The sequence below is a fragment of the Rhizobium croatiense genome (assembly GCF_019793465.1).
GTDB classification, from domain to species: Bacteria; Pseudomonadota; Alphaproteobacteria; order Rhizobiales; family Rhizobiaceae; genus Rhizobium; species Rhizobium croatiense.
The window spans coordinates 166,578-178,678 of sequence record NZ_JAILYJ010000015.1; the positions used below are offsets into that span (position 1 = coordinate 166,578).

At 57.8% G+C, this 12,101-nt stretch carries 9 protein-coding genes; 3 read left to right on the forward strand and 6 right to left on the reverse strand.

What is annotated here, in order from left to right:
• Positions 1 to 97: 97 nt before the first annotated feature.
• The 6 genes from gmd to K6M89_RS23110 all read right to left on the reverse strand — a co-directional run bounded on the left by gmd (position 98) and on the right by K6M89_RS23110 (position 7,024).
• A complete protein-coding gene (gene gmd / locus K6M89_RS23085; protein WP_097583692.1) occupies positions 98 to 1,201 on the reverse strand; it encodes a GDP-mannose 4,6-dehydratase in 1,104 nt (367 codons plus the stop codon).
• A 99-nt stretch (positions 1,202 to 1,300) separates the two neighbouring features.
• Positions 1,301 to 3,505, reverse strand: coding sequence for a GumC family protein (locus K6M89_RS23090; RefSeq protein WP_222141121.1), 2,205 nt, complete (start codon positions 3,503 to 3,505; stop codon positions 1,301 to 1,303).
• Complete coding sequence (locus K6M89_RS23095) at positions 3,502 to 4,644, reverse strand: glycosyltransferase family 4 protein (protein WP_097583695.1); 1,143 nt, start codon at positions 4,642 to 4,644, stop codon at positions 3,502 to 3,504. The genes K6M89_RS23090 and K6M89_RS23095 overlap by 4 nt, the downstream gene beginning before the upstream one ends.
• A complete protein-coding gene (locus K6M89_RS23100; RefSeq protein WP_222141122.1) occupies positions 4,638 to 5,738 on the reverse strand; it encodes a glycosyltransferase family 4 protein in 1,101 nt (366 codons plus the stop codon). The genes K6M89_RS23095 and K6M89_RS23100 overlap by 7 nt, the downstream gene beginning before the upstream one ends.
• On the reverse strand, positions 5,735 to 6,685 hold the full coding sequence (locus tag K6M89_RS23105) for a glycosyltransferase family 2 protein (RefSeq protein ID WP_097583699.1): 951 nt from the start codon (positions 6,683 to 6,685) through the stop codon (positions 5,735 to 5,737). Before K6M89_RS23105 ends, K6M89_RS23100 begins: the two co-directional genes overlap by 4 nt.
• A gap of 9 nt (positions 6,686 to 6,694) precedes the next feature.
• The gene (locus K6M89_RS23110) at positions 6,695 to 7,024 is read right to left on the reverse strand and encodes a hypothetical protein (RefSeq protein ID WP_246642626.1); all 330 of its coding nucleotides are present in this window, start codon (positions 7,022 to 7,024) and stop codon (positions 6,695 to 6,697) included.
• Between the two features lie 289 nt (positions 7,025 to 7,313).
• On the opposite strand from K6M89_RS23110, the gene K6M89_RS23115 reads away from it, so the two are divergent.
• The 3 genes from K6M89_RS23115 to K6M89_RS23125 all read left to right on the forward strand — a co-directional run bounded on the left by K6M89_RS23115 (position 7,314) and on the right by K6M89_RS23125 (position 12,096).
• Positions 7,314 to 8,612, forward strand: coding sequence for an O-antigen ligase family protein (locus tag K6M89_RS23115; RefSeq protein WP_097583701.1), 1,299 nt, complete (start codon positions 7,314 to 7,316; stop codon positions 8,610 to 8,612).
• A 16-nt stretch (positions 8,613 to 8,628) separates the two neighbouring features.
• Entirely contained in the window at positions 8,629 to 10,752 is a 2,124-nt protein-coding gene (locus K6M89_RS23120; protein WP_222141123.1) for a right-handed parallel beta-helix repeat-containing protein, read from the forward strand.
• A gap of 477 nt (positions 10,753 to 11,229) precedes the next feature.
• On the forward strand, positions 11,230 to 12,096 hold the full coding sequence (locus K6M89_RS23125; RefSeq protein ID WP_222141141.1) for a WecB/TagA/CpsF family glycosyltransferase: 867 nt from the start codon (positions 11,230 to 11,232) through the stop codon (positions 12,094 to 12,096).
• Positions 12,097 to 12,101 lie beyond the last annotated feature (5 nt).

Below are 12,101 nucleotides of genomic sequence, written 5' to 3' on the forward strand. Positions count from 1 at the left end.
ACTCTGTTCAGCGGCGATCGTCATCTGCCGGCAAATCATCTCGGCCAGCCGCGGCGGCCCGCGACGTGAATCGTTTTCCGGCAAGCCTGTAGATTACTCAGGCATAGGCAAAACCTTTAGTCGCACCGACCGACGGAACATTTCGTGCCATGACTTTCAGATCCTCGCGAACCATCTCCGCAACCAACTGATCAAGACTGGTCTCATGTTTCCAGCCAAGCTGCGTGTGCGCCTTCGTCGGATCGCCAATCAGAAGATCAACTTCAGTCGGGCGGAAGTAGGCTGGATCGATCTCCACGACACACTGACCGGATGTCTTATCGTATCCTTTTTCCTCGACCCCGCTCCCGCGCCAATCAATTGGCATGCCCACCTTGGCAAAGGCCTTGTCCACAAAGGAACGAACCGAGTGCGTTTCGCCGGTCGCAAGGACATAGTCCCCCGGTTCGTCCTGTTGCAGCATCAGCCACATGCCGCGGACATATTCTCGCGCATGTCCCCAGTCGCGCTTCGCATCCAGATTGCCGAGATAGAGCCGGTCCTGCAATCCAAGATGGATCGCAGCCGCCGCCCGGGTGATTTTACGCGTCACGAATGTTTCGCCGCGGAGCGGGCTTTCATGATTGAACAAAATCCCGTTCGAGGCATGCATGCCATATGCCTCGCGATAATTGACGACAATCCAATAGGCATAGAGCTTGGCCGCCGCGTAGGGTGATCGAGGGTAGAAAGGTGTCGTTTCGCTCTGCGGAACTTCCTGAACTTTGCCGTAGAGCTCCGAGGTGGACGCTTGATAGAAGCGGGTCTTCTTGGTCAACCCAAGGAGGCGAATTGCTTCCAGCAGCCGCAGGGCGCCGGTTCCATCCGCGTTCGCAGTATATTCCGGTGTCTCGAACGAAACTTGAACGTGGCTCTGTGCGGCGAGATTATAGATCTCGTCCGGCTGCGTTTCCTGTATGACGCGGATGAGATTGGTTGAATCGGTCATGTCCCCGAAATGCAAAATGAAGCGAGGGTTGTCGACATGGGGGTCCTCGTACAGATGCTCGATGCGACTGGTGTTGAACGACGACGAACGTCGTTTGAGGCCGTGGACGATATAGCCCTTGTCCAGCAGCATTTCGGCCAAATACGCACCGTCCTGACCTGTTATACCCGTAATCAGCGCAACTTTTCGGTTCTTTTTCATTCCCGTATCCATGATTGCTCTCCAACTCGAATACAAATGCAGAAGCAGGTGATGATGTATTGTTGTGCGACTTCAGAGAAAATGGGAGTTTGAATCTTATATGCGGTGTATTTATACCTTGAAGTTATAGTACTTCATCAAAGATCTCGAAAACATCTCTGAGTCACTGAAATTATACAGCGCGTGCTGTTTAGGATTTACGCTGTTGATCGCGACAATGATTTCCGAATTTCGCGGGCTTTTCATTTGTTGCAGGCTGAACTCGACCGCGCGGCGGCTCGTCTTTCCCCATCTGACGACTGCCAGTGTTCTTTCCGCCAGCGCAGTCAGAAGCACGGTGTCTGTCGAGGCGAGCACAGGCGCGCTGTCGAAGATGACAATCCGGCCGGCCGCGCCCGCCATTTCGATGATTTCTGCCAGGCCATTCGAACGGACCCGCCGCTGAAGACTGAACTTGCCAGATGGAATGAAATCGATACCGCTTGGATGGTGGTCGACGATGTCGCGGATATCGGCGTGGCCATTCAGGAATTCGTTCAATCCCTGCTGTAGCCCCGACTTGAAATAGGACTCGAGTTCTCCCCGTCGAAGGTCGCCGTCGACCAACAGCACCGGAACTGCCGCGGCGGCGAGTTCGATAGCCAGCGATCTTGCGACAAGCGACTTGCCTTCTCCGCTGTGAGCCGACGTAACGACGATACTGTTCGGAAACTTGCCCCCATTGGACTGTTTGAGTGTGAGGATCACGGTGCGGATTGCTTCGTCAAACATCGGGACCTGCACATGTCCGAAAATCGTCTTTGGATTTTCCTTCCGCGCCAGCCGCGGGATAAGCCCAGCCGGTATCGTGCGGGCCATCCCTGCTATTTGATCGAAACTCCGGACGGACCGGTCCCACATTTCAATTACGAAAGCAGCCGTTACGGCTGCCGAGATTGCAGCCAGAAGGGCGCTCACCAGATAGAAAAGCCGTCCACGTCCCTCCGATCCGAGGGGCACCGAAGCCGGTGATAAGACTTCCAATTCGGCCGCGGGAAGCTTGGCCTTGCCGGCGAGGTCACGGCGCTGGTCCTCAAACTTTTCGAGCGCCGTTTGTTCCTTGTCGGCTATCCGCTGCAGTCGCGTCAATTCCGTCTGCACCAGGGCGTCGCGTGCGCGTTTTTCATGAGCGACATCCAAGACGGATTGTACTGCGGCAGCCTCATGGTCAAGTGCGGCGAGCTTGGCGCGCATTGTTTGCAGATATTGCTTGGTCGCCAGGTTGAGATCGGCGCGGGATTTTTGGATCTTCCCGCGCAAATCCACCACGGCCTCGGCATTGCCGTCGTATAGCTCAAGCAGACGGGCAAGATCTGCCTCCTGTGCGTGAAGATCACGTTGCTTTGTGGTAATGTCGTCCGGGAGGGTAATGTTCTGCACAGCGACCGAAGCGTTATCCGCTGCCTCAAGCGTCGATATCACCGCCTTTACCTCAACCCGGCTTTCCTCAATTTTCCCTTCGCGGCCGGTGAGTTCTATAAGTGATTTGAGCCGTTCATCCTGAGCGTCCTCTTTCGAGACGACGTCCATCGATTCTTGATAGTTGCGGGCAGCCTCGCGCGCAATATCCGCTCGAGCCTTCTGTTCGGAGATGCGCTGCAGGATCCATTTTTCCGCTGAATCGAGGCGGCTGCGGACACCGCCCTTCCGCTCATCGAGGTAGATGCTGATGACACGGTTCGGAACCGCGGCTGCGAGTTGAGGGTCATTCGTGGTGAAGCTGATCTGGATAACGTTACTCTTATCTTCGTGCCAGACGCCGAGCGCCCTAAAAAATTCCGGGATGACGGCGTCGATGCCGTCGCGCACCGGCTCGGCGGGTTTTCGCGGATCGAACAGGCCGCGCAATTTTGTCCGAATGCCCTCAAAGAATGAGGGCTCCCGCAGCGCTGGATTGAATTCCGGCCGCAGGTTAAGCCGCAGTTCGCGAACGACCCGCTCTGCAATACTTCTGGATAGAAGCCGCTCAGTTTCCGCTTTCGCATCAAGCATATCACCGCTGCTGGTATCCTCCTCACCAAGTGTCTTTGCGAGAGGCTGGTGGATAATCAACCGGGCCCAGGCCTGATAGGCGGGCTTCATCCCGGAGATCGTAATGGCCGCGGGCGCCACCAGCAGCACGGTTATCGCAATGATCATGACCATTCTTCGCCGGAGCAGACGAAAGGCGGATGCGAGGTCCAGGTTATCCGCCTTGGTCTCTACCTGAGCGCGAGGATCATATCGCATCGACGAGATCGGAAGGTTGCGGTCCGGCGGAACAGTGGAAATCGTCATCGTGCGTCAACCCATGCTTGAGGTTTCGCGGAAACGGTTCCGTAAAGATTTTCGAGCGACCGCATATAGGCCATCATGCTGAAATGGTTGAGATAATGTGCGCGTCCCTGGACGGAGAGGCGGATGCATAATTCTGGATCAGACACGAGCTTTGCCAAAGCTGCGGCCAGGGCATTCTGGTCTCCTACCGGCACGAAGATCCCGGTCTCACCATCGGTAATGACTTCGTCATGCGCCCCAACGCGCGTGGTGACGACGGCGAGCCCATGGGACAGTCCTTCGAGCACGGCCATTGCCAGCCCTTCGGCGTGCGACGGCAAGACCAGAATATCTGCACGCCCACACAAGGCTCGCGCCTCACCGGCGTCAAGCCAGCCAGGCATTTCGACCCGATCGGATAGCGCCATAGCGTCAGCCACACGGCGATAATGCTCGACAGGGCCATCGCCGGCCAGTACGGCCCGCCACCGGAGTTCTTTCATAAGCGGGTGGCTCAGGGCTGACAGAAGCTCCGTGACGCCCTTGCGTTCGCTCAACCGGCCGAGGAATACGATCAACGGTGTTCCGCCGCCGCGAATAATGTGCGTCCCGGGGTCGGGGACGCAATTATGGGCAACGACCGCGCGGCGCTCGTCAACACCTAGAAGGGTCATCAGCGTTGCGCGATCGCGCTGGCCCAGCGCCACGACGCGGTCGGCATTCTGAAACATCCGACGTATGAGCCGTTGTTGAGCAGGTGAGCGATGCGCGAAATCGCCGGCGTAATCGTAGTCGTGAAGGTGCAATATGTGGCAGCACCCTAACAGGCGGGCAGCTTCGGTCAGGATCAGTTTGCGGGAGGTGCTGCCGCGGCCAGCGATATGGATATGGTGAATGCGGTCAGGCGCAACGATCCGGTCCTTTGCCATCGTCAGGATGGCGCCGACCAGTCGCGCCGGCGATGTCAATTTTGACCACCGAACCCCTCTCGTATCGGTGACGAAATGCTTCGTGCCGGTCTCTGTCGCCGTCTCTGTTATATAGCCGACGAGCCTGCCGATGCCGCCGCCGTTCTCGCAGCCGCCCGGAAGATAGTGGCGGACGCTCGCAGCGCTGCGTGCCGCCAGCCCGCTTCTGTCTGTAAGGGCTTCCATCAGCATGACCCGACCACCTCCCGATAAACTGCCGCGGCCTGACCGCCGACCCGTTCAGGCGAATTCGGCCCTTTGGCCCATTCGAGCGCATTGGCGCCGAGCTTGTTTCTGAGCTCGCCGTCCTCTGCCAATGCCCTGATCGCTGCCGCGAGCTCTTTGGCATCCCCGGGAGGGACCACCATCCCCAGCCCGTTGGGCTGAACGGTCTCCCGCAACTCGCCGACGTCCGTAACGATGACCGGTTTGCCAAATGCGGCGGCAAGGTTGAGCACGCCGCTTTGGGATGCTTCCGTATAGGGAAGCACGACGATGTCGGTGTCCAGGAAAAGCTGGGCGACCTCGGCATCCTCGATAAAACGATTGCGAATGTCGTAGCGGTCGACATCCCCCATAAGCGGCAGGAATATCGCCGGATTGTCGCCACGGCCCGCGACCGTGACGCGCAGGTTGGGAAGTGCGTCCTTGAGCATTGCTTCGGCCCGGACCAGATGCTCGAGGCCCTTATAGGCAAATATCCGCCCGAACAGCAGGACGCGTATCGTTCCATCCGCTTCGCGCGGCGCCATCTTCTGTCGCCGGGCGAGCTCGGCATAGCGAAGAATGGAGGGATGCGACAGAACATGGACGCAGTCCGGCGATTTTGCATATCGATCGAGGACCATCCGCTTCAGTCCCTGGCCATGCACGACAAGGTGTCCGGATTGCTTCACCATCAGTTCCGGGGCCCAGCCGGGCAATGTACGCGTATCGGAGTCGCCTGGATGGATTTCGACGTCGTGGATGGTCGTCACAAGCGGGATCGGGCGCCAGAACGGCACGGCGAAGTTCAGCCAAAGCGTAGAATTGCTGAGGAGATGAATAAGGTTCGGCTGTTCGCGCCGGATCAGACGCGTAAGCTGATACAGAAACCACGGATTGGAGAGAGAACGGTGTCTCGGCCAGTCCAGAAGGTGCAGATCGACAGCTGGGTCGAAAGAGGAGGCGAGATGTGCATAGCGCCGGCGCGGCACGGCAAGCACGACATCGAGGTGCTGAGCAACGCCGCTGGCAAAGGAGATCGTATAGTCTTCCAGTTCGGAAACCAACAGCAGCGCCTTCATTTCGCTACCCCCGACAAGCCGATGTCCAGACCGAGCCGTGACAGGCCACGCGCCGAGCGCAGGCTGTCGCGCGTCCGCCTGAGCAGGTTCGGTTCGCCGGCAAAGAAGAGGCCTTCGATGGCAAGTTTGAACCGCCGGAGCGCATCGGCGCCCTGCAGCTTGGCCGACGCGATGCGATAGGGATAGTGGTCCCTCAGATGCAGTCTTGCCGGCAGGTCATGGGCTGAGAGAAACAGGTTCGTTGCTTCAACGGTATGCTGCCAGTGCGTCATCCGTCTCCTGAGCGTGGCGGCATCTTCGACAGAGCGATACCAGTTGTTATTGTGGATGCGGTAGAATCCAAGGGGATCCGGCATGGCAATCACGTCCCCCAGAAACGGGTAGATCCCCACGAGCCAGGCATCGGCCGATATCCGGAACTCGTGTGGAATGCTGCCCGCAGCATCCCATGCGCTCCGCCGTACCGCGACGGCTGACGTCATCGGAAAAGGCCACCAACCAGCCGATCTGGCGAGTAGCGACGACAAAGCGCCCGAACACAGGGTTCGAGGGATCGGCTTGGACGTCGGCGTGCCATCGACAAGCGTTGGCTGCAGTCGATGATAGACGAGTGATGCTTGAGGATTGGCACGGAACGCTGCAGCCGTCGCCGACAGCTTGCCCGGCGCCCACCAGTCGTCGGCATCCAGAAAGCACAGGATCTCGCCCATGCTTGATCCGACAGCGGTATTGATCGCAGCCGCCTGTCCTGCGTTCTCCTGAAAGATCACCTTTACGCGGCTGTCATACGCTTGCAGCACGGACCGCGACTGGTCGGTCGAGCCGTCATCGACGACGATTATCTCGACGTTGCGTGCGTCTTGACTCAACACGCTGTCTATCGCTCGCCCGACAAAGCGAGCGTAGTTGTAATTATTGATGAGGACACTGAGGGCCGGCCGCTCCATGACGCGCTCTCAGGCGGGTTGCCACGATGCACCGCTGCGCAGCGCAAAGTTGCTTAAGAGGTCGACCTTTCCGCAGCCATTGCGGTTTGGAGCATCGGTAATGGTGATATTCAAAATAGGGTGTCGGCCGAACCGCATCTCGCGCAGAGCCGTTGAGATCGCCGCTGACAACGCCACGACGAGTAGAGCGCCCGTCGTGTTGCATAGAGAACTAGGATCATGACGCAGGAACATAGCAATCCTAACCTTCCAGGCTTCGACTGCAGAGAAAGTCTCTGTCAGAATTGTTGCCTCATTGTAGTGGAACCGCGGCTTACCCCACCACGCTTCATAAGACATTCATCGCCACGGTACCGATGAACGGACAAGCGCAACATCTGCTCTTAAGGGCTATTGGCGGACATGAAGGCCCGTCTTTTGGGTAAATACCGGCTGGAAGATTAAGCCCAACATCGTCTTTTGGTGGAGCGAGGGTGCATTAGGCGTAGCCCACCCTTCACTAGGACAGGTTGACCGCGGATGGGGCTGGATGATTGCTTGAGAGCAGCGCGCGCCACGAAGGCGACACCTGTTTTTGATCTGCCGCGATCAACAGCCGCTTGTCTGTTCAAATCAGTCGGGACGGATAATGAGAGTAGATAGCCTTAGAACTGCCAGCGGGCCAACCATCAGTTGGCGGATCATAGAATGCTGGGGCGCCGGCATATCCCTTTTATTTCAGGCAGGCGCGCTTCTGCCGCTGATCCTGGCAGATGCGGACGGAGCGCTCAGCGAATCTGCCAGATCTATACTGCGTCTGCCCTGCATTCCTATATATGTATTTACAGCGGTGATCCTGATACGCAATTTTCCGCAGTTTCTAACGGCGCTCAGGCGAAATCTGATTGTTCCCCTGATCCTTGCCTTGCCGTTTTTGTCTACCCTGTGGTCAATAGCGCCGCCGACGACCTTGAGGCGCGCAATCGGCCTTTTGTTTTGCGTGCTTCTTTCCTACGTCCTGGCGATACGTTTCACGCCGAGGCAGCTGCTGTTCCTGCTATTTGTAACCCTGGGAACCTGTATCGTCCTCAGTGTGGTTATCTCTGTGGTGTCACCAGCCCTTGCCACTATGCCGGATGGTGCTATGCGGGGCGTCTTCATTCACAAGAACGTGCTGGGCTGGTACGCGGCGCTGATGATCTTGGTGGCGACCGCCGTGCTGATCGACGGGACGTTCGGCCTGCGGCGAACAGCGTTCATCTTGTTGGCCGCGGGTATCATCTGCCTTGCGAGCTCCGGATCGATGACCGCAATCATCGCAACGTCAGTCGCGTTTTGCCTGATCGGCTTTTATTCCCTCCTTCAAAGAAGCAGCAGCATTGGCCGCGTCGTCATCGTCCTGTTTTTCGTTCAGCTGGCGGTCGGCATTCTGATTTCGCTTCACGAATTCCTCGTTCCGGCCCTTGAAGCGCTCGGTAAGGACGCGACTTTGACGGGCCGGGTGCCATTGTGGGAGCTGGTTGATCGCGAAATATCCGATCGTTGGATGCTTGGGTACGGTTACCAGGCTTTCTGGACAACCGCGAACCCCGAAGCGACACACATGTGGTCGAAGATCGGATGGGCCGCGCCCCACGCGCATAATGGATATCGCGATATCTTGTTGAGCTTCGGAATAGCGGGAATGATCCCGTTTGCTCTGATGCTTCCCCATGCAATCCGCCAGGGCGCGATGCTTCATTGTCATGACGGGCAGTACGGTTGGCTCTGGCTCAATGTCCTGACGATCATGATCCTGGTGATGAATCTGACGGAGAGTATTTTTTTCGTTCAGAATGACGCCATCTTCATCCTGTTCACCACAGCCACCATCATGTTTTCGCTGTACGCGCCCGTCGTTTCGACCAGCCAAGCCCCAGCTTGGCAAGCGTCTCGCGTGGCCTTATGAGCGGGTTGCAGACATTATGAAGCGGCGTGTCGGACTGATCCTGAGCATCTTGCCTGTCATGCTCTTTGCGCAGCCCGGCAATCCGGCTCCAGCCGGGACAGAGGGAGATGCGCCCGAGCGCCTGCAGATACTCATCCGGGAAGCGACCTGCACGGAAGCTTCAGCGACTTCGGCAGCCGAACTGAATGGGACTTCTTTAGGCGACGCATTGAGCAGCAGCACTGCGGCGCGGACGATATTCTACGTTTCTCCCGATGGAAAAGACACTTGGAGCGGCCTGCTTCCGACCGCAAATCAGCAGGGGGACGATGGCCCTTTCGCCAGCATCGAACGAGCCCGTGATGCTGCCCGCGAGATAGGCGGTCCCAATATAATTGCGCTCGGTAAGGGCGATTATTACCTTACCCAGCCGATTGTCTTCGACGCCCGCGATGCCGGTTTGATCCTCGCGGCAAGATGCAATGAAGCCCCGGTTCTGCATGGAGGGCCACGCGTGGGCAACTGGGCGCGGCAGTCCTATGGCGGCTGGACGGCGCCGCTGACATTGCCGCCGGAGCAAGGCGTCGGCGACCTTTTCGTCAATCGGATACGGCAAACTCGGGCTCGATTTCCCAATGCTCCGGCTGATGGCGACCCGCGCAAGGGGTGGTTATTCGCCGCAAAGTGCGAACCTGCAATCGATATGTGGGAAGGAAACACGCGCTTTTGTTTCCATGCCGGCGATCTTCCGGAACTGGGGGATGCGAGCGGGCTGGTCGTCAACATCGTTGGAGGATTTCAACCCGGAAGCCAGTGGGGCAATGATACGCTTCCGGTCGTATCCATCGATGGTTCCGGCCGGATCGTCCATACCAAAGGCACAAGCTATTTCTTTACCGCGGAAGGCAGTCGCTACTTCCTTACTGGCACCAAAGGCTTGCTCGACGCGCCTGGAGAGTGGTGGCACGACCTTGCCGCAGGCCAGCTTCATTATATCCCTGTCGATCAGTCGTTCCCAAATTCCGTCGTCGTTGCCGGCCTCTTGGCGACATTCTTGAAGTTGGATGGCGCCAATGGGATGGTTGTATCCGGGCTCGAGATTAGAGATGGAGCCCCTGAAGGCAGCGGCAAATTTTATACGGATACAAGAGGATTTGGCGCCATCCGGATCGAACACGCTCATGGTGTCAAAATCCTGGGCAACAATATCGAGAATGTCGGCGTCGGGATCCATGTGACGGAAAGCAAGGACGCCTTGATCGCCGGCAACGTGATTACGGATGTGGCCGGCAACGGGATCTACGTCGGCACGAATTATGGCACCTTCGGCAAGTCGGATGGGTCCAGAATCCTTTCAAACCACATCCATGACATTGGAAGGGTTTATATTGAGACCGCCGGAATATGGTTCCAGGCGGCCGACAATGTCAGGATCGCCGACAACCTGATCGAAAACACGGCGCAGTTCGGGATCGCCGGCGGTTCGCTGTGGGGTTCCAATGACGCGGTCTATAACGCCGTCATCGAGCACAATGTGATCCGCAATGCCAACCAGCAGACCGCAGATGGCGGCGCCATCAAGATGATGGGCGAGCAGGCCGACCCCTTGAACAGCATCATCCGCTCCAATCTCGTAACCGGGACCGGCCACCTCATGAACAGGGCCGATGGGACGTTCTGGCCTCCCGGATATGAAAACACCAGCGAATGGCCGTCTCCGATCAGCTGGGCAATATACACGGATGGGAAAGCGAGCGGGCTGCGCATCGAAGGAAATTCGCTCTCGGACAACGTATCGGGGATCGGCATCAACGGCGGCTGGAGCAACTTGGTGACGGGAAACGTCATCACAGGCGGATCGGGCGCGGCGTTTCGCGTTGATGACGGTACCGGCAGGGGCTGGCACCCGCCCTGGGCACGCCCCAATCGGATCGAGAGCAATGTCGTGTCGATCGACAGTAGCAACGGGCTTGCAGCGTACGTCCACGCTCCGGACCACGGGCCTGGATATGTGCAATTCGCGCGTAACCGCTACATCGGCAATTTGAGCAATCAGAGCTTCCGAGTAAATCCGAGGATCATGCGGTCCGGGGAATTTGGCAGTCTGGGGGATCTTCAGAAGGCCGGGGCGGACACGGGAAGCGTAGTCGCGCCCGAGTAACAAGAGGCACCGCCACCACCGGTGTTCTGCGACGATTAAGGCCGGCCTTATGGCAACTTGTACTGCCGATCAAGGATAGTTGCGTGGCGCCGGCAACGGCTGCAGGCAAGAGCATCGACGAGTGGAGCGTGGCGATCGAACTGGAAGGCTCGCCAGCCGGAGGCCGTCTCCCCTATCGGTTCACCATGTCCCTCTTCCCGGCTTGTTCGTGCTTAATCCTAACCGTCTTTGCTCGCACGAAACGATATCTTCTGCAGCTCTGCTAGGGTCAAACCGCAATTACGTGACTGCGTTCATCATAAGGAGCAACGTGGCAAGCTATGGGGTACGCAGACTTACTTCGAATATTGTACGTCATCTCGGCGTAAGACGTAAACGAAAAGTCTATTCTACGTCCAATAGCTGGAGCGGCAAGTATGGAGGCAATCGGTCTACCAGGATATTCTGATGACAGTTTCGGTCGCGAAAGCGCAGGTCATGAGAAAGCAATCAGCAGACGGCAGCCAAACTTCAGTTCTCCATCCGAAGGGCTCCTTGGGGTGGACGAATGTCCTTGGTGTTCGCGTTTCGGCAGTCAATCTCACAAGCGCGACCGGGCTTATTCAAAGCGCAATCGAAGACGGCAGGAAGGAATATGTGTGCGTTCGCGACGCGCACGGCATCGTCCGATGCCAGGACGATGCCGAGCTTCGGTCGATCCATAACCGGGCATTCCTCGTGACCCCCGATGGCATGCCGTTGGTATGGGCATTGAAACGCGCCGGCCATTTGGAGAGCGACCGGGTCTACGGACCTGACTTGATGCTATCTGTTTTCGACGCCGGCAGATCCAAAGGCGTGCGCCACTTCCTTTATGGCGCGACGACCGAGACGCTGGAGCAGTTGCAGGCGCGCCTTCTCGCAAAATTCCCGGAAGCGCAGATCGTCGGCTGCTACGCACCGCCTTTTCATCAGTTGTCGCTGCAGGAAGAGACGGATATTGCGGAGCGGATCAATCGGTCAGGCGCGGATATTATCTGGGTCGGTCTTAGCAGCCCCAAGCAGGAACTCTGGATGGCTCGCATGCGCGATCGCCTTGATGCATCGATGCTCATCGGTGTCGGCGCTGCATTCGACTTCCACGCCGGCCTGAAGCGACAGGCTCCCAGGATCATTCAAAGAAGCGGCTTCGAATGGGTGTTTCGTCTTCTCTGCGAGCCGCGACGGCTGTGGCGGCGCTATGCGCTCGTCGTGCCGACCTTCATCTCACTGACAGCATTCCAGAGACTGGGGCTTCGGAAATTTCCCATCGAAGACGAGGTTTTTGGATCGAGCGCGCCAAGAGCAGTAGCTGTAAAGGTGTAAAGCCA